The 17,128-nt window shown below is 58.5% G+C and carries 16 protein-coding genes and 2 pseudogenes; 9 read left to right on the top strand and 9 right to left on the bottom strand.

Annotated elements, in window-relative coordinates:
• Positions 1-606 precede the first annotated feature (606 nt).
• Entirely contained in the window at positions 607-1,107 is a 501-nt protein-coding gene (locus AC1DOX_RS28440; protein WP_441623543.1) for a hypothetical protein, read from the top strand.
• 1,648 nt (positions 1,108-2,755) lie between these two features.
• Positions 2,756-3,130 carry a DNA adenine methylase gene (locus AC1DOX_RS28435; RefSeq protein ID WP_441623541.1) on the top strand — a complete coding sequence of 125 codons (375 nt, stop codon included), beginning with the start codon at positions 2,756-2,758 and terminating at the stop codon, positions 3,128-3,130.
• A gap of 137 nt (positions 3,131-3,267) precedes the next feature.
• On the opposite strand, the gene AC1DOX_RS28430 is transcribed toward AC1DOX_RS28435, so the two are convergent.
• Positions 3,268-3,801, bottom strand: coding sequence for a DUF4339 domain-containing protein (locus AC1DOX_RS28430; protein ID WP_441623539.1), 534 nt, complete (start codon positions 3,799-3,801; stop codon positions 3,268-3,270).
• A 446-nt stretch (positions 3,802-4,247) separates the two neighbouring features.
• Entirely contained in the window at positions 4,248-6,833 is a 2,586-nt protein-coding gene (locus tag AC1DOX_RS28425) for a bifunctional diguanylate cyclase/phosphodiesterase (RefSeq protein WP_441623537.1), read from the bottom strand.
• Between the two features lie 215 nt (positions 6,834-7,048).
• Here AC1DOX_RS28425 and AC1DOX_RS28420 point away from each other — a divergent pair, with 215 nt between their 5' ends.
• From AC1DOX_RS28420 to AC1DOX_RS28405, 4 genes are all read left to right on the top strand, one after another.
• Positions 7,049-7,216, top strand: a complete 168-nt coding sequence (locus AC1DOX_RS28420; RefSeq protein ID WP_441623535.1) for a hypothetical protein — start codon at positions 7,049-7,051, stop codon at positions 7,214-7,216.
• On the top strand, positions 7,176-7,406 hold the full coding sequence (locus tag AC1DOX_RS28415) for a hypothetical protein (protein WP_441623555.1): 231 nt from the start codon (positions 7,176-7,178) through the stop codon (positions 7,404-7,406). Before AC1DOX_RS28420 ends, AC1DOX_RS28415 begins: the two co-directional genes overlap by 41 nt.
• A 337-nt stretch (positions 7,407-7,743) precedes the next feature.
• Positions 7,744-7,896, top strand: a complete 153-nt coding sequence (locus tag AC1DOX_RS28410; protein ID WP_441623533.1) for a hypothetical protein — start codon at positions 7,744-7,746, stop codon at positions 7,894-7,896.
• A 117-nt stretch (positions 7,897-8,013) separates the two neighbouring features.
• Positions 8,014-9,570 (top strand): methyl-accepting chemotaxis protein, encoded by a 1,557-nt coding sequence (locus AC1DOX_RS28405; protein WP_441623531.1) that lies wholly within the window; start codon positions 8,014-8,016, stop codon positions 9,568-9,570.
• A gap of 298 nt (positions 9,571-9,868) precedes the next feature.
• Here AC1DOX_RS28405 and AC1DOX_RS28400 read toward each other — a convergent pair whose 3' ends face one another.
• Complete coding sequence (locus tag AC1DOX_RS28400) at positions 9,869-10,354, bottom strand: hypothetical protein (protein ID WP_441623529.1); 486 nt, start codon at positions 10,352-10,354, stop codon at positions 9,869-9,871.
• 378 nt (positions 10,355-10,732) lie between these two features.
• Complete coding sequence (locus AC1DOX_RS28395; protein WP_477112654.1) at positions 10,733-11,947, bottom strand: GGDEF domain-containing protein; 1,215 nt, start codon at positions 11,945-11,947, stop codon at positions 10,733-10,735.
• 115 nt (positions 11,948-12,062) lie between these two features.
• On the opposite strand from AC1DOX_RS28395, the pseudogene AC1DOX_RS28390 reads away from it, so the two are divergent.
• Positions 12,063-12,338 (top strand): annotated as a pseudogene (locus AC1DOX_RS28390) (integrase core domain-containing protein); the annotation flags it as partial.
• Between the two features lie 147 nt (positions 12,339-12,485).
• On the opposite strand, the gene AC1DOX_RS28385 reads toward AC1DOX_RS28390, so the two are convergent.
• Together AC1DOX_RS28385 and AC1DOX_RS28380 are read right to left on the bottom strand one after the other, a co-directional pair.
• Positions 12,486-12,932, bottom strand: coding sequence for an HU family DNA-binding protein (locus tag AC1DOX_RS28385; RefSeq protein WP_441623525.1), 447 nt, complete (start codon positions 12,930-12,932; stop codon positions 12,486-12,488).
• A 178-nt stretch (positions 12,933-13,110) separates the two neighbouring features.
• The gene (locus AC1DOX_RS28380) at positions 13,111-13,389 is read right to left on the bottom strand and encodes a YHYH domain-containing protein (protein ID WP_441623553.1); all 279 of its coding nucleotides are present in this window, start codon (positions 13,387-13,389) and stop codon (positions 13,111-13,113) included.
• 812 nt (positions 13,390-14,201) lie between these two features.
• On the opposite strand from AC1DOX_RS28380, the gene AC1DOX_RS28375 reads away from it, so the two are divergent.
• Positions 14,202-14,840, top strand: a complete 639-nt coding sequence (locus tag AC1DOX_RS28375; RefSeq protein WP_441623523.1) for a hypothetical protein — start codon at positions 14,202-14,204, stop codon at positions 14,838-14,840.
• Between the two features lie 118 nt (positions 14,841-14,958).
• On the opposite strand, the pseudogene AC1DOX_RS28370 reads toward AC1DOX_RS28375, so the two are convergent.
• The 3 genes and pseudogenes from AC1DOX_RS28370 to AC1DOX_RS28360 all read right to left on the bottom strand — a co-directional run.
• Positions 14,959-15,216: pseudogene (locus AC1DOX_RS28370) on the bottom strand (ubiquitination-like system serine protease family protein); the annotation flags it as partial.
• Positions 15,217-15,226: 10 nt separating this feature from the next.
• Positions 15,227-15,343 (bottom strand): ubiquitination-like system serine protease family protein, encoded by a 117-nt coding sequence (locus tag AC1DOX_RS28365; RefSeq protein WP_477101629.1) that lies wholly within the window; start codon positions 15,341-15,343, stop codon positions 15,227-15,229.
• Positions 15,344-15,371: 28 nt separating this feature from the next.
• Complete coding sequence (locus AC1DOX_RS28360) at positions 15,372-15,980, bottom strand: hypothetical protein (protein WP_441623521.1); 609 nt, start codon at positions 15,978-15,980, stop codon at positions 15,372-15,374.
• Positions 15,981-16,427: 447 nt separating this feature from the next.
• Between AC1DOX_RS28360 and AC1DOX_RS28355 the strand changes: the two genes are divergently transcribed.
• Positions 16,428-17,117 carry an ArsR/SmtB family transcription factor gene (locus tag AC1DOX_RS28355; RefSeq protein WP_092141854.1) on the top strand — a complete coding sequence of 230 codons (690 nt, stop codon included), beginning with the start codon at positions 16,428-16,430 and terminating at the stop codon, positions 17,115-17,117.
• Positions 17,118-17,128 lie beyond the last annotated feature (11 nt).

Below are 17,128 nucleotides of genomic sequence, written 5' to 3'. Positions count from 1 at the left end.
GCCGCCCACAGCGACGGATGCTCGCTGCGTTGCTCTTGAACCAGGCGTACGGCTCTCTCTCGGACCTCGGGGGAAAACTTGGTTTGCTTGCTCATGGGCTCCATTCTCTCAAGAATTGGAGCCTCCACTAAACCCGGGGCGGTTCATACCATAGCTGGCCTTTTACAAGAGATGTCTTCAAGACTCAAATTTTAAAGATGCCAACACGATCCCCTGACGATTTCATCGCGCATTTATAGATAAATAGAGGGCTCGTCGCCCCAATTGGAAATTGCTCATCTGGCCTCAATCGTCGCAGGTAGCAACACTCGAAGCTCGTCAATCAGCTTGCTACCAGGGGCAGAGTTCGGTCATCCTCCCCATCAGCGCAGCCCCTATGTTACTTGGAAGTAAATTTCCCTCTACACTGGACCTCCGCCAGCCAATCGCTGTCCCTGTCCGTCTTTCACAGATTTTTATGTTCCTATTAAATCGGGCGATTCGCCGGAACGCAGCGTGTGTGCGGCTTGGCGGCGGGGCAACGATAGTACATATCGGCTTCCCCCGTGCATAACGGACGGACCAAGCCTATTAATTATTCAGTTAGGCCCCAAGGGAGAAGTTGGCATGCCACATATCGTTCCGCCACTTGTGGCCGAGATGGTCGCGGAAGTCTCTGAGTCAGCGGGTTCAGACGTGTCGCCATTCTGGCTGTGTGATAGCGAAGGCATCCCTGAGGAAGGGATGTACCGGCTTGCCATGGAACTCGATGTTGAGAACGCTGATTATCTTCTCGATCGTCTTCCGTTTGGCTATCGCATAGTTCACTCTGTCTTTCTGTGGGAACAGAGTCGCGCAGGCGAAGGTTTCGGAACTGGAACAGTGAACTCCGGCGAGAACTGGGTGCTCGCCGCAGCCGTCGGCTACGAGCGCGTTGGTATGTTTGAAGAGGCAGCGGGGCTCCGGGCAATGCTTGAGCAGTACGCCAAGACGCCAAATGACTACGAGCTCGTAGAAGGCGCATACAACAGCGTGCCAAACCCATACAAGGACGACTGGGATCGAATTCCTCATTTGGTGAGGCTTCTTTGCAAAGACGCCTATGGGTACTTCTGCGTTGAGGCCTAACCCCTCCATCAAGCGGCAGCCCAAAAGCTACGCTTTTGGGCTGCCGCTCATGTCGAATGTTGAGCGACCGCTTACGGGAAGCGTCTACTGCCGACTTGGGTCGTTCTGCGCCCTTCAGTCGACCGCCTGCGGGTGGACGGTAGCGCTCAAGGCTGGCTGCATCGCCCCCTCCTCTGTAGCGTACGAAATAGTACGCCACAGCTTTCGATATCATAACTTCCTGATTTCGTTAGAAATTATGCGAAATATCGCCCCGAACTTGGGCTCGAGCCTTTACCCCATGAGTAGGGCAGACGTCACTCATAGAGCACAAGACAATAGTTCACATCGCGATTGAACCCGCGACTTGCAGTCCCAGCCCGCGTGCACCCCGCCGCGGGCTTTTTTTCCGCCCAGACTTCGCTATACTGTATATCCATACAGTATTCGGATTTCGCCGAGACCATGCTTCCAGAACCAGCGAATTGCCCGTTGTGCGGCGCCGCCGCGGAACGGATTCGGTCGCCCCAGCTCCGCGGGTTCCATTACACCTGCCCGAGCTGCGGCTCGTTCGGGATTGAGTCAGCCGCTCTCCCCGGCCTGATTGCACCCGCCTCGACGCGACAAGACCTCGCGAGACTGCGAGCGTATGGACATCTGCCGCATATCCAGCGCGACAACCAAGGCGTACGCGTTGGGCCTGGCCGTACTTGAAAAATGAAGGCCTACGCCGGCAAATGTCGGCAGGATGAGGAACAGCACATGGGTAACCGCCGCCTGGCAGCAAAATGCCATTTGTCTGGGGACGCTCCAAGCCAGCCATCTGCGCCTGGGGCAAATGGCATTCTTGGACGCATCCAGGGCGAGTACGTGTCAGCAGCGATTTTGGCGCTGCCGCCTGCGGCATCAACTTCGGAGCAACACCGAGAAGTCGATATAGACGCAGGACCGGATGGGCGTGTCCGATTCTTCGCAGAGAGGAAAAAGACCAACCATCACAGGCACTCGCACTACTTCTGGTCGGTGTACCGGGCTGAGCCGGTGCGATCAGACGATATGCTCTGAGTCGAGGGGCAACCAGGAAGCGGAAGCGCGCGGCGATCTACAACGGGGGAGCGTCCACATGATGACGCACGATGATTGGCAAGAGCGATTGGTAGACGCAGGCAACCACGCTAAGCCCGGCTTGCGAATCTGCCAACATCAAATTGGGTGCTTGCGCGATGGACGCCAATCAAAATGGCGTGTGACTACCCTACATCAGGGGCACGCGCGGCATGAAACCGCCTTGTGTATGCTTGCTCGATCCCCTGCACAAGGCCCACACCCTTATACCTCTTGAATCGCTGGACCCGACTTCTCGCTCAGGCTTTTGTTACTACAACCATCATCGTAGTGCTCGCGGTCGTATCGCGTGGAATCTATCTTTTCGTTGCGCAACCGCCCGCAGCAGAAATGGAGGATGTGGGCGACTTCGACCGTCCGGCGCCGGATTGCCCCGCGCCGCGTTGGGAGCAAAAGCCTCAGCTAAATCAAAACTCTGAGCATGGGGTTGCCAAGGCCCCTGGCTGTCTCGAGTCGTAACGAGATTTTTGGCCTCGCTACCGCCCCGGTTGGCGGTGCATTGCGATCGTGCAGCTCATGTGTACGCAGTTGAGCTATACCGAGGATGCAAAGACATCCTCAATTTCAAGCTCAACAAGAAGGCTCGCCTGCTTCCGTCTTCACGGATGCGTTCAAGTTGGCGGTGCTCGGTGATGCCATTTACTGCGACCCGCCGTACGTCAACTTGGACGATGCGCCGTCTTTCACGAAGTACACCTCTGAAGGCTTCCCCCGAGAACGCCAACAGGAATTAGCAGATTTAGCCCGTGCTACCGCCGCACGAGGCATTCCGGTTGTCATCTCTAACCACCTGACCGCCGAGACGCGAGAACTGTATCGCGGAGCCGAATGCCATGAGGTCGCCGTGCGGCGTAGCGTCGCCGCCGCAGCACATAGCAGGCGAATGGTTCCCGAGGGAATCTTCGTGTTCAAAGGCTAGTCCAACGTGCGCCACATGAAGGATGGCTCAAGAGCAACTTCCTCGCCAACTTCAGACTGACCATAGCTGGCGAGGATTTTTCTCATGCCGCAGAGTTCGACTCCTGCTCTCGAATCAAGGTCCTTAGAGCTTGCGCATCAGCCAACAATCAGAGACAGGAAGAACGTTGCAATCCAAACCCAGAAGTATGCGGGGGATTGTTGCAGGGCTGTCTTGCGCTTCCACAGATACACGGGAACGAGAAAGGCGAAACGCTCAATTTGGTTAACATCCGCGCCGGTCTTCTTAAGCTGACGGACATCAAGTAGGCTGAGACCGACATTAAGTACGAGCGTGATCCACCAAAAACGATTGAGCTGGCTCTCGCTAACAAACTCGCCGTATGCGACGCCGGCGACAAACCCTTGTAGGAGGAGCCCAAGAATTGGCGCGATTGCCAGGGTCCACACTAGACCGTTGTTAATGCGGTGGCCGGGTAGGACCGGTGGCGCGCTCACGTTGCCAAGGTGCATCGCAAGCGGCGTCTGGGACAGGGGTTTCCAGTCATGAAATCCGGTCTGCCAGACAAGCGTTTGGCTGTTTATCGCACGATCTCCGACAAGCCTTACGATGTCGGTCTCGGATACGGGGCCGAGGCGCTCGCCGTTTTTTTCATAATGCCACACGGTCATTCATGAACTCCTATTTCGTGGTTATCCGATGATCAAATTTGGAAGAATGTGAAAGCAGGATTTTGTCGGTCAAGATAGCCCTGCTAAAGTCGACCGCCCCGCCCCGGGGCGCGCATCGCTACGCGCCAGCCCCGCAAACACACCTATTGTCGGCAGTTCGTAAGCGTTCAATACCAGACGTCGGAGGGGGTTGCGAAGGGTGCAAGACGACCGGGTGTATATCTCTGGTCGGGCTGTTCGGTAACTTGAAGGGACTATCGAGATCCCGGAAGCGTAGGGGCCCGTTGTACCGCGGAAGCGGCCATTGAAGTCGCATTAGGCCGAAGGGCTGAATCGGGTCGTTCAGCGAGCCTCAGTCACTTTGCAGATCGGCGATGAACCCCAAAAAACAGTTATCCTGAGCTACGGTTTTTCTCAGGCGACGAATATCGAGGCGGCAGGGAGTTCTAGCGTCTGTCCTTGACAGGTGGCTGATTCAGGACTGCGTCGGAGTTTGCCACAAAGAAAAAACGTTCCGCAAACTCCTCGCCCGCGCATGGGTGGCCAAAGTAGTAGCCTTGCTGAATGTCGACATTCAACTCGCTAAGCAAGACGCTTGTCGCTTCATCCTCGACGCCTTCCGCTACCGTGCGGAACGACAAGGCCTTGGCCAGTTGCACAATGGCCTGCAGTATCCGCAACCCATCCGGCGTATGAGCGCGCCGCACGAAAGATATGTCGATCTTCAGCTCTCCGACGGGCAGTGCATGCAATTGCGATAGGGAGGCGTAGCCAGTTCCGAAATCGTCGATGGAAAGCGTGAAGCCGGCGCCGACAAGTCGGTGCAGTTTGTCGTCGGCGCCCTCCACTTCCATCAATGCGATCGATTCAGTGACTTCCAGGACCAGCCTGTTGGTCGGAACCCCGAACGTCACGCAGTCTTCGAGCATTGAGCTGCAGAAATCCGGCGCAACCAACTGACGTTTGGAAATATTCAGGGATAGATGCAGACCGGGACGGTCTGCCATCCATTGCCGGAACTGGGCGAGCGCTTTTCTTCGCACCAGACGGCCAAGTTCACCGATCAGGCCGAGGTTCTCTGCCATCGGGACGAAGCTGCTAGGAGGGATCCAGCCGAAGTCGTCGTCTTTCCAGCGTGCCAGGGCTTCCACCCCTGTCAGGTGATGGTGTTCGCCGAAGGCCACGCCGCGAGCGCTCACCTGAGGCTGGAACCAGACCGTAATGCGTTCGTCTCGGATGGCTTGGGCAAGACGAGCCTGGATGTAAAGCTCCTTCTTCCCAAGCCCTCTTTCGGTCATGTCAGAAAAGAGCTGGAAGTTGTTGCGCCCCTGAGACTTAGCGTAAAACATCGCCCGATCGGCATGCGTCAGCAACGCATCGACGTTGTCTGCGTCGATGGGGTAAAGGGAAACGCCCACGCTGAATGTCGCATTGACACTTTGCCCGTTCGATTTGAAGGACTGACCCATGACGTTGACCAGCCGGCGTGCCACCTCCCGCGCGGCGTCGAGGTCAGCAACGCACGGGAACAGGACGACAAATTCATCACCGCCCCAGCGCGCCACCGTGTCGCCTTCCTCCAGACAAGTCGCCAGCGCGCTGGAAACCTCGCGTAGTAGGCCATCGCCCGTCTTATGCCCATAGGCATCATTGATATTCTTGAAATGATCCAGATCGACAAAGCAAACTGCGACGATCTCGTTGTGACGCTTGGCGGATTGGATGGCCTTGCTGATGCGGTCTTCCAGCAATATCCGGTTGGGTAGCCCGGTAAGTGCATCGTGGTGCGCCATATGGGCAATGTGGCGCTCCTGAAGATACGTCTTGGTGATGTCGCGCAGAACGCCTCGGACACCGAGGATCTGCCCCCGGTCGTTTCGTTCCGCAAGGAAACGGCAGTCCATCCAGCGTTCGTGGCCGGCGTCGGCGATGAAACGGAAGCGTCCGTGGAATTCGTCCTTTTGCCCGGATTGCAGATGTTCAAGGCACTTCAGAAACGCAGGACGGTCCTGGGGCTGGATCGATTCATCCAGAGAGGCGTTGGCAGACAGCGTATCGGCCAGCCGTCGCCACCCCGTGTTGGCATGGATAATGATTCCACCCGGACTAAGCTCCACCACGCCCTCCTCCAGCATGTCCAGAGTCCGCACCAGTGAATGCTGTTCCGCCGCATACTGCCTTTCCTTCAGCAGCGCCGCATTGAGGTCGCGGAACGGCTGACGCACGCTATCGATGAATACGGCACGAAATATCAGCAAGAAGGAAAGGATCTTGAACACATGGCTGGCAATATTGAATGTATCGCCGACTGATCCGTAAAGCGTGGCGCATAATTCTGACAGGCACGTGATGGAAGCGGCGGCGAACAAGTCAGCCCGATTGAAACCGGCCTCCAGGCGAGCCTTGCGATAGAGGGCAACAGCAGCAATGCTGTACATCAGAACTAGCGAATATTCGATCCAGATCTTCAGCGGGGTCATGCCGCTTCCCCGGATGAAGAAATGCGGCACAGCCTCCGGGAAGAACAACTCACCGGTGTAGATCGCCGCAACGTAAGCCAGAACCAGCGCGAGAGCGAGATAGCGCCCGCGCCGACTCAGAACCGGCTGCCAAGGGCGGAAAGCAACGATGAGCAATCCGATTGCTATCAGAAATCGGGCGGCGAACCAAAATGTGATGGCTTTTTGTGGGCTTTCAGGGGTCACGAAATCCGGCATGCCGCCGGACCCCAGCATATGCGCGAAGTCTAATAGCGCCGAACCTAGCAGCACTACGCCAAGAAATATGACGCTACCCGGACGGGACTCCGCGTGGGCATTCCAGGCAATTCCGAAAACTAGCGTAGCCGCAACAATGGCTGCGGTTTCCATCGCAAGGTGCAATGGCACGTAGTTGGCAAGCCCAATATCTACTCTGATGTCCTTAATCCACAGTATCCCGCAGAGAACGAACAGGAAGCCAGCGAGGAGGGTTAGGCGCCTTAGATACGCTTCAACAGTAGGGGCAGGCAGAGGGGATAAGATGTGTTTCATGCCAAAGGATCAGCTCAATACGAGGTCAGGCAACGCCTGGGGACTCCCAGGAGTGTAGTCATACAACGAGTGCGTGGCTTTCCCCGGCACGCATCAAGTTTAGCTGGTGCCGCACCTCGAAAGAGTACCGACGCACTTTTCCCCAAACATCGACATCTACTTGTCGACCCAAATCGGCGCGAGATGTACTCCTTCCTTCGGGGGGGCATAGCCGGATGCCATGCCCTGCCTCTGCGGCTGGTGTCGATCCGGACATCATGGGCGTAGGTCCTATTCCTGCCACGCAAAAGTCGCTTGCACAGGCGTCACGCGATGTCAGCAAAGTGGGTATCGTGGAAATCAATGAAGCCCTCGCATCCCAGGCTATCTCCTGCATTGCGTGACCTGGAACTCGATCCCGCCCGCACGAACCTCGATGGCGGCGGCATCTCCATTGAGCATCTCTGGGTGCAACCGGGCACGGATCACCGCCAAAGCAGCGGCATTGCTGAAACGAAAGGACCGTCGCCTTGCGCTCGTAACGCAGTGCATCGGTGGGGGTTGGGTATCGCCACGATCCTGGAACGGGTCTGAGATCTAACACTTCACGCAGGCTTCCGCCTGTTGCCAGCAGCAACCGTCTAGGCGCTCGGGGATTGGAAGTTGCATCCATGTCAATGTTTTGAGTGCACTACTTGGCGGACTACGATGCGTCCAACTTTTCAGCGGACGCCATGGCGCCCAGGAGACCCCTGAACTCCTGGCCGGCCTGAGCACTCAGCGTCCCGCCCGGGGCGCTGAGCGAAGTTGGAAACCTGGCCGGGTCTGCAATTCATGCGTATCTCACACAAGCCGCCGCAAGGACCATGGATGGCGTCACTCTTCTGCAAGGTCGCTCTAGCCGCCATTGGGGCGAAAGGAGGTTGGAAACATGGAATTGAACGCCACCACCATCCTCGCTACGTTCGCGGGTGTCTTCCTGATCTGCTTCATGAAGGGCGCCTTTGGCGGGGGCTTCGCCATCGTCGGTATTCCCATGCTGTCGCTCGTGATGACCCCGTGGCAGCGGGCGGCCATACTGTGACCGGCAGATAATTTTGCAACGCGACGAAAAATACTAAAGCAATTAGGAAGCATCTCCGATATTCCGGAAAACCCGTGCACCGCCTATTTCCGGTACTTGTTTTAGTAGAACGCCCCCATGAATCACCTGACTCTGCGTAAGAAACTTTGGATACCTCTCGTGCTGGCCTGGCTCGGCCTTTTGCTGCTGACTGTGACGCATGCTTTCCAGACCAGGCAATTGCAGTTGGCCGACCGTCGCGGCGAGCTGGCTAACGTGGTCGACATGTCACTGTCACTAGTCCGCGACTACGCCGAACAGGCGCGCCAAGGCAAGATGAGCGAGGAAGACGCCAAGGCGCAGGCCACGGCCCGCATCGCCGCTCAGCGCTATGGCAAGGATGGCTATATCACCATCGTGGGGGCGGACTCGGTGGTGGCCATGCACCCGACCAATACCAAGCTCAACGGCAAGAACATGCGCGATTTCAAGGATGCCAAGGGCTATCCCTTGTACGTGGAGATCGCCGCCCGCGGCGCCTCGCCCGAGGGCATGGGGCACATGGAATACTGGTGGCCCAAGCCGGGCAGCGACCAGCCCAGTCCCAAGATCGGCTATGTGGCGCGGTTCAAGCCGTGGAACTGGGACCTTGTAGCCGGCACCTACATGGATGACATAGAGGCCCAGTTCCGCAGTTCGCTGTATCAGTCTATCGGTCTGCTAGTACTGCTCGGCATTGCGATCTCGGTCGTGGCCACGCTGGTGATCCGCAGCATTCAGCAATCAGTCGGCGGTGAGCCCCCGGTGGCGGCCGCGCTGGCACTGCGCATGGCAGGCGGCGACCTCACCGTGCGCGCGCAGACGCGGCCCGAAGACCGCACCAGTTTGATGTACGCGATCGGACATATGCGCGACCAGCTCGCCGGCACCGTGGCTGGCATCCAGCAGTCAGCCGACGCCATCAACGCGGCAGCCCAGCAGATCGCGGCGGGCAATACCGACCTGTCAAGCCGTACCGAGCAGCAGGCCGCGTCGCTGCAACAGACCGCCGCCAGCTTAGAACAGATCACCGCCGCCGTGCGTCAGAGTGCTGACAATGCGGCCGAGGCAAACCGATACGTGGCCGACGCAGCGCAGATCGCCGAACGGGGCGGCAGCGTGGCAAGCGAGGTGGTGGACAAGATGCGCGGCATCACCGCCAGCTCCCGCAAGATCAACGATATCATCGGGGTGATCGACGGCATTGCCTTCCAGACCAACATCCTTGCGCTCAACGCGGCTGTGGAAGCGGCCCGCGCCGGCGAGCAGGGCCGCGGCTTCGCCGTAGTGGCCGGCGAGGTGCGTAACCTCGCGCAGCGCAGTGCGGGCGCGGCCAAGGAAATCAAGACGCTGATCGTGGAATCGGTGAACGAGGTAGACAGCGGTTCCTTGCTGGTCGAGCAGGCTGGCCAGACCATGGCCGAGATTGTCAGCGCCGTGGGCCGTGTGACCGCAATTATGGATGGCATTGCCACAGCCACGGCCGAGCAGCGCACCGGCATCGAGGAGGTCAACCGTGCCGTGTCTGCGATGGACCAGATGACCCAGCAGAACGCTGCTCTAGTGGAGGAGGCCAGCGCCGCCGCAGCCTCGCTCGAAGATCAGGCCGGCGCGCTATATCATGCGGTGTCGGTGTTCCGCCTGGCAGCCGCCTGAGCCAGTTCCGCCGCCGGATTCCACAGCCGGACATACCGAAGCTGTTCTGATGCCCTGCGCTTTCCAATGGCTATTCGCCTTCAGCAACAACTGCAAAAAATACCGAGCTCCGAGCGAAAATTTTCGCCTAAGGCATTCACAAATTGATCTTCCAATGGAAGGCGTCCGGAGCCGTGTACCGTGGGAAAGTGCCCGAATCTGCCGGACTGGTCAGGCTGGAATAGGTCGCCTTGTTTATTCCCAGGATTCAACTGGTCGCGACAAGTGATTCAAGGCGATGCATTATTAGTACCACATGTCACGCCGGGCCAACCAGGCGTCGGTTGAAGCCGGCCCAGTCGAGGCTGAGCATGGTCTCGTGGGCGCCGCCGGCAGGATCGTCCACATCGAAATATCGGATCGATGATGCTTCAACCTGCGGCACGCCATCGCGATACTCGATGAAGATGCGAAAAATCGCGGCAAGTTTGCCGTAGCGCAGGAACGCCTTGGCAAGTCCGCGAAAGAACTCCACGTCGGTCTCCGGCAGCGCGGCAAGGGCCGACTCCAGACGCTCGATACGCAGGTTAGGCTGCCGGGCGAAGCCGAATGACGCGGAAGTGGCAGGCGCGAGTACGTAATAACAGAGGCCTGCGTCGTACGGCTTCGGAAACGGGAACGGAATCGTGAAATTGCCTGCGTTGGTATAGGAAGTGCGCGCCTGCATATGCCTGAGCGTGTCTCTCGCTAACTGCCCCGATGCGCGCAAACGCCGGCCCACCTCTTGAGCGGAACGGGCAGTCACGCATGGTGCGCTAATACCTTGACCCTTTGCATTGGGCGATGCATCTTATTTGAACTTGTGCCACTGCCGCGTGCGCTTTTCGCGCGTCATCACGATTATCGGCGACCGTGTATCCACGCTAAGCCCTCGAAGAGAGGGGTGCGTTGCGCGGATTAACTATGGTAGTGATAGTTGGATCGCGCCTATTGCCCTCACCATCCGTTGCGCGCCGCGTCCGCTTCCGGAATGTGGACCAGCGCAGCATACGGAACGCGGTAGTCGAGTCCGACGAACGGTGGGCTGGCGTTAGCCGTTGCCCAGCTCAAACCTGCCGTTCATATTCCGCGTGTTCGGGCAGCCGCTCAGGGTCCGGGCCTTGCTTGGGGCCGTACGCACGAGTCACGCTGTGGGCCTTTCAGCTTCCCGCAGGGCATTAGTGTGGGTCGATACCACATCAGCCCATAGTCGGGTTCGGATGCCGTTCCTTCCGGCTCGTTTGGCTTCGTAAAGAAGCGTATCAGCAGCAGCAAACAATGCGCCTTCCGTTACCTTGGCGTCGCCGGCCGAGAAGTCAACTGCAAGGACGCCAATACTGACCGTCGCGCATATCCTTTTGCCATTAGGTCCGGGCACTTCGCTCTCGGCTACCGCGGCACGCATATCCTCGGCCAGGCGCGCTGCAGTGACGAGGTCCGTCCGTGGCATGATGACCAGGAATTCTTCCCCCCCGTAGCGCACGACACTGTCCCGTCGCTCATGAACGCGTTTCTGGAGCTGCGTAGCCACGTGCACCAATACCGCATCGCCGCTTTGATGACCGTGGTCGTCATTGACACGCTTGAAATGATCGATATCGCAGACCATCAGCGTAAGCCAGCAACGCTCGTCTCGAGCCTCTCGTAGCGCTTCTGGCAGGAGTGTCACATGCAAGTAGCGCCTATTGAAACAGGCGGTGAGGTGATCACGAATGGAAAGCACCCTTAGCGAATAGAGCGCCCGATACTCATCACGCCACAACCGATGATAGCGGCGCGCCGCAGTGATACCGAAGCTGTTGGCTAGCAGCAGTAGCATCGACATCGTGACTTCGTCGGAAAACCGTAGGTCACCTCTCATCACTGCCATAGCGATGAACGCAGCGGTCGCAGCGAGAGCGATGCCGTTCGCAATGATGAGGCGATTGGGGATAAAGACATAGATGACGATCAACATGATGCACAGCGACATTGCGTGCCACGGCAACTCATCTGGACGAAACCAAACGATAAGCATGAAGACTGTCATTCCAACGATCTCCGCCGCACTTGCCACTAACCAGTGTGCGAGCACTGATTCGGTTCTCCGTCGGATAAGGTACAGACCCCCGCAAGCGGTTAGCGCGACAGAAAATCTCCCCGCCAGTAGCGTGAACACGGACGCACCATATCCGAGCGCGGCGAGATCGGTCAAAGCAAAGGCTATGTAGAACAGCGAACAAAACACCAGGGTAATATGCAACGACGCACGGGTATGCCGCAGGTGGTGATGTTGAAACTCCCGTTCAATTCCCGGATCCGAGAACTCGACGCGAACGGGATCAACAGTGAAATTCACTTCGACGTCTGCGTTGGGCATAAGCACGTGCTGGACCTATCGGGCCGGCGATCATTGAATGTGCGCTATTGTCTCTTATTGGCGTCGCGTCCGCCTTCCGTCCGAGACCAATTTCGTACGCTCGATAATCGTCGCCCAATACTGCTCTACCTACTACCAGGCCATCCATCGACGGCATGGGCTGACCTGCTCCATGACCGACGGCTACGACTGTTACCAGAACGCCATGGCCGAGCGTATCAACGGCATCCTCAAGGGCGAATTCCTGCTCAATCGCCCCGCCGACCTGCAGCAAGCCAGTCGTATGGTCAGGGAGTCCGTGCGGATCTATAACCGGGAAAGACCCCATCAGGCCCTGAAATACAAAACGCCCGATGAAGTTCATCGGGCGTCGGTTGCCTTGGCGGGCTAGGCGCCCTTAGGCGCCGTCAAAACCTGTCAACCTATGTCAGGACTTGACAGTCCTTAGCTAGCGACGGGAATCAAGAGCATCCAAGCCAGAGAATGCCAAATGCGAAGGGGGCCGTAGCCCCATTTTTATCACCGGAAGCCGTGCACCTTACAGCGCCGCGTCCTTCAGCTTCTTCAGCGGACGAACCTTGACCTTCACGGATGCCGGCTTGGCGGCAAACCACTGATCCTGGCCAGTGAACGGATTCTTGCCGAAGCGCTTCTTCGTGGCGGGAACCTGGATGGCCGACACCTTGAACAGACCCGGCAGGGTGAATTCGCCAGCGCCCTTCTTGTGAATCGAGCCCACGATGGTGTTCTCGAGGTGAGACAGGACGGTTTGCACCGTTTTCTTGTCCAGCTCAGTCTGGGCAACCAGGTGGGCCAGGAGGCTCGACTTGTTGAACGTGTCCTTCAGCGGCTTTGCTACGGGCGCCGCTGCTGCCTTCTTTGCCGGCGTTGCTACGGCCTTCTTCGCTACGGGCGCAGCCTTCTTTGCCGGCGCAGCCGCTTTCTTTGCCGCAGTCTTCGTGGCAGCCGTCTTCTTCGTTACCATGTGGCTCCTGTTGCAGAACTACTGGCACTATTGCCGGAATTCGCGCAGCATAGCGGAGATTCTTGCGCGTGTGCAATGGGGAACGGTACCCACGTTGTATCGGCTGATTACGCGGCGGAGCCCACGTTGTCGAACGGTTGAATCTGCAACCGCCTACGTACGCGATTGGGGGACAGCCTCAGCAACCTCCGTAGTTTTTCCGGCCGCTTGCAGTAATTGTGTAAGTGCCGCCGCGAGGCCCCGTGTAGCACGTCCGCCCCCCGCCCGCGCGAGGCTGCGCCGCGAACGAATTCACAGCTGTGCTAGGCGACGTCGCGACGAGGCCTTGGCTTGACGAGGGCGCCGACACTCGTCCGCCGCCTCGATGGCAGTGGTACTCCCCGGTCTTGCGGTTCGTGTGACAGCCGTCGGCATCGAGGCTGCCGCCATGTCCGTAAGCCACCCCGGCTACCAGCATTGCCCCGCAGAAGGCCGCACTGCTCCGAATCCGTCCGAAAAATCCTGCCCAATCCGCTTGCACCATGCGACCGTCCCCTGATTGTTCTGATGTGCGATCGGCATTCCGTGCGAGCGAACCGAGCGCTTGTGGTGCGATTGTCAAGCCGCCCAGTACGACTGAAAATACCGCCGGAGGGGTACGCAGTCCTTCGGGGGCGTGAACGACCGGAATGCGGCGTCCGCAATCCCGGTTGCCCTATTCAGTATCAACGTCCTGCTAGTTGGGTTAGCTCTTGCAGGATCACGCCCTTGAAGTTCTCGAACACGAGCCAATTCTTGTATTCGCGCCTCCAGTAACCTCTTCCCCTACAGATCGGCTCGACCAGTTCTCGGACCGGCTCGCAGATTGAATGTTAGACCGTGATGTTGTTTCTCGGCAATTCACGTACGAATACCAGCACGCCGTGAATAGAGAGCGTCCATACTCCGTCTCGCTGAAACATTTGACCTCCTGCTTGAAGGTGAGGCCAGCCTAGGCAGCGGATCGCTGGAGAAACGGTCACCAGCTACCGCCCATCTGGACCGCAGTCCCCTCGCGCCCCGCGGAACCTCCGAACAGATGGGTTGAGCTGATTGACCTTGAATCGAAGCTACGTGAGTTTGCATCCCAGCACGTAGCACATCTTATGGATGTGAAGGCGGTGTTCCTGCCCTGCGAAATTCATGCCAGCCAACTAGCCTAAGTAGGGCGGACCAGGGCGCGCGCGTGCCTGGCTCGATGAGACAATACGACTTTGGTATCCACACCTAGAAACTTTCATCGTGCCTAGCATGTTCACCCCAGTTCGCAGAGCTTGGCTGCGCGTCAAGCAGGCTTTATCTAAATCTTCGCCTCAACCTGGCCCCGGTGTTTCACAACGAAAAATACCGCTAAGTGCGGAAGAAATTCAACGAAATGCCTACCTACACGAGGCAGGTCATGCGATCGTAGCGCTCGAACTGGGCCTTGTCGTGCATAGCGTTGTCTGCGACGGGTATGAGGGCTTTTGCGACGCAGAGCAATCGCAGGCTTGCCAAGCTGCCATACAAGCAATGTATCAGCAGCCGATAACGACGACTGCCGCTCTCAAGAAGATATTGGATGCTTACTTTCCCAAGCTCGCAACGTTGCTCGGCGGAATAGCTGGAGAGAGTCTGGAACTCGGGCGGCCTATTTTTTCCACCCGCAGAGCAGCGGATGACTTTTCATCGTTCTTCGGTGTCATGGCATTGATCTCGAAACGCCTAACACCCCAAGAATCCGATCCAATCTGGATGGCAACCTATAGTAAAGCCCAAGACGACGCATGGCGCGTCGTCTCTGAGCGGGAAGCTGACGTGCGACGGGTCGCAGCAGAGTTGGAGCGGGTCGGCACGATCTCAGGCAGCAGACTGCTCGGCCTAGTACGACGGTCGCCACCAGCCCGTTAGTTGCTGGCAGCGCTGTTTTTGAACCTCATCCCTTGAGGTCTTGTTGCCGCCTAGCGAAATGAGTGGCGGCAGCCGAAATCGGCCTACCGTTCAACGCCGAGCATCCCAGCGGATGGATCTAGCGTCCAGCCACCAAGTTCTTGATGAAGCGCCAGATGCGCTTACCAAGAGACCGTTGTGCGCGGCGTTCCTTTTCACGTGCGGCGAAGTACTTCTCTCGGCGGTGATGCTCGCGGCGTCGGCCCGCTTGAACCTGGGCTTCCGTCCAGTCGCCATGCCATTCGACCTCTCCTCGCCAGATCCAATAGTGAGACCGGCAGGACTGCTGCCAATTGCCCACAGACGGACTCAGACTTGGGCCGTCGTGGGTGTCTTCAAGCCTCCATTCAGTGGGCCCCTAGCGGCGTGCGGATTTTCGCCCCACACCCGCATGCGCACAGGTGTGCCGCCGCCCCAAATTCCTCCGAAGCGTACAGCACGCCGGGGTCGAGGACCTTCGGCATGTAATGAACACGCCCCAGGCGCAACCGCTCAATCTTCGCCATCGGATGCAATTTTAAGGTCGCGGATGTCAAAGAGCAGATTATTGCCTTGGACATCATCCACATAGAACCCGCGCAACTGCTTGAACCGAATGACGGCGATGGCAGCGTTCAGGGCGTTGAGCTCGACGAGTTGGATGTTGGTTCGATACACGTCTTCGGGCGCATCCTGCGTCTCGGCGTGCCCCAGGGCCACGACATCAGCCGCCTTGCCCGGCGGAAAGTATGTGGTGCGCAGCATCCCTTTGATGGCGCCTTGCTTTGATAGCGATGGCCCCATGCCGACATCGATGAAAGGAATGCCTTTCTCCATGAGAGTCTTAAAGATCTCGGCTCGCGCGGAGCCCTTGTCCACACAGACGAATGCAAACGTTACGCCGTCGAAATCACTCCCCGAAGTGCTGTCCAGCATCTTGGACTGGAATGCCAGCCCATGTCGAAAATTGTCGTAGCGATCCGCATACACCTCGGCTTTGGACTTGTCCAGCTCGCTCTCGACAAGTCGGCCCGGCGAGCGAAATGCGTTGTGGACATGAAATGCGTCGAGGTCAAATGCTCGGATCTCTTTGACCGGAGTCTTGACGATGTAGTCCAGCACGAAGCTAGGCTCAACTCTGCAGTCGGCTCTGCGACCGGAGCAAAGCCCGGCGACCCCGACCGAGGAAGGCTAGGTTGGAACTACACTTGATGTGGGGCTCTTCGCCGGGGCAGGACGGAGAACGCAAGGCGGCCCCACAGGACGAATATCTGCCTTGGCTCGTCTTCGGCACATGGCTATAGGTCGGCCAACTGAAGCCCTGAGACTCCATCGCCTAAGGGACCTCCTTCCCCGCCTGGCGAAGTGGCAACTCGGAAAAGGATGCGAGATATGGGAGCAGATTCGTGCAACGCGGCCTTGCGGGCGAGTCCCCGAAAGCACCAGCAAGCCATCTGCGTGAATACATTTCGCAAGCACTTTAATGTTTTGCAAGATCTTTAATGTGCAAGGTCAACATTCCCCCAACCCGACCTATACTGCATCCGTTCCTTCATCAGACAATGAACTATGGAATACGCACCTGGCATCAGCCAGCTGGCCGGACTGCTGGCCGACCCCGGGCGTGCAGCGATGCTGTGGGCTCTCATGGACGGCAGCGCGCGGCCCGCGGGTGAGTTGGCGTTGATCGCTGGCTTGTCGGCATCCTCGACCAGCGGCCACCTCGCGCGCTTGTCCGAAGGCGGTCTGCTGGCCGTGGAAACTCGCGGGCGCAATCGCTACTATCGGCTGTCTGCGCCGGAAATCGGCGTCGCCATCGAGGCACTTGCTTCCGCATCGCTGGCCAGCCAGCCGCCCCGCGTGCGCGCCGTGCCGGTGTCGCGCACTGCGCCGCCCGCCCTGAAACAGGCACGCACCTGCTATGACCACCTGGCCGGGGAACTTGCGGTGGGTCTTTTCGAACGAATGTCGCAGGCGGGCTGGCTGGTGGTGGAAGGCACCGCCGTGGACCTGACCGGAGACGGTGCGCAGGCCATGGCCCAGTTGGGGATCGACCTGGGCGCCGCGCGCCGCAAGCGCAGGCAATTTGCGTGCACGTGCCCGGACTGGAGCGAGCGCAAGCCGCATCTGGGCGGCGCGCTCGGCGCCGCGTTGCTGGAGAATCTGCTGGCACGTGGCTGGATCGAACCCACCGCGACATCGCGCGCACTGCGCGTGACGCCACGGGGACAACGCGAAATCGAGAAGGTGGCGGCATGAGCCGCAAAGGA

This window comes from Cupriavidus sp. 01L415 (genome assembly GCF_056400065.1).
Note: the sequence above shows the minus strand (reverse complement) of the source record. Positions and strands in the feature narration are given on the sequence as shown.

What these genes read in the sequence shown, in the direction of transcription:
- AC1DOX_RS28365 (WP_477101629.1), bottom strand. Translation starts at nt 15,343, where the DNA reads ATGCCGAAGGTCCTCGACCCCGGCGTGCTGTACGCTTCGGAGGAATTT.
- AC1DOX_RS28425 (WP_441623537.1), bottom strand. Translation starts at nt 6,833, where the DNA reads ATGAAACACATCTTATCCCCTCTGCCTGCCCCTACTGTTGAAGCGTAT.
- AC1DOX_RS28385 (WP_441623525.1), bottom strand. Translation starts at nt 12,932, where the DNA reads ATGGTAACGAAGAAGACGGCTGCCACGAAGACTGCGGCAAAGAAAGCG.
- AC1DOX_RS28380 (WP_441623553.1), bottom strand. Translation starts at nt 13,389, where the DNA reads ATGCTGGTAGCCGGGGTGGCTTACGGACATGGCGGCAGCCTCGATGCC.
- AC1DOX_RS28375 (WP_441623523.1), top strand. Translation starts at nt 14,202, where the DNA reads ATGTTCACCCCAGTTCGCAGAGCTTGGCTGCGCGTCAAGCAGGCTTTA.
- AC1DOX_RS28420 (WP_441623535.1), top strand. Translation starts at nt 7,049, where the DNA reads ATGCCATGCCCTGCCTCTGCGGCTGGTGTCGATCCGGACATCATGGGC.
- AC1DOX_RS28395 (WP_477112654.1), bottom strand. Translation starts at nt 11,947, where the DNA reads ATGCCCAACGCAGACGTCGAAGTGAATTTCACTGTTGATCCCGTTCGC.
- AC1DOX_RS28430 (WP_441623539.1), bottom strand. Translation starts at nt 3,801, where the DNA reads ATGACCGTGTGGCATTATGAAAAAAACGGCGAGCGCCTCGGCCCCGTA.
- AC1DOX_RS28440 (WP_441623543.1), top strand. Translation starts at nt 607, where the DNA reads ATGCCACATATCGTTCCGCCACTTGTGGCCGAGATGGTCGCGGAAGTC.
- AC1DOX_RS28405 (WP_441623531.1), top strand. Translation starts at nt 8,014, where the DNA reads ATGAATCACCTGACTCTGCGTAAGAAACTTTGGATACCTCTCGTGCTG.
- AC1DOX_RS28415 (WP_441623555.1), top strand. Translation starts at nt 7,176, where the DNA reads ATGAAGCCCTCGCATCCCAGGCTATCTCCTGCATTGCGTGACCTGGAA.
- AC1DOX_RS28355 (WP_092141854.1), top strand. Translation starts at nt 16,428, where the DNA reads ATGGAATACGCACCTGGCATCAGCCAGCTGGCCGGACTGCTGGCCGAC.
- AC1DOX_RS28435 (WP_441623541.1), top strand. Translation starts at nt 2,756, where the DNA reads ATGCAAAGACATCCTCAATTTCAAGCTCAACAAGAAGGCTCGCCTGCT.
- AC1DOX_RS28410 (WP_441623533.1), top strand. Translation starts at nt 7,744, where the DNA reads ATGGAATTGAACGCCACCACCATCCTCGCTACGTTCGCGGGTGTCTTC.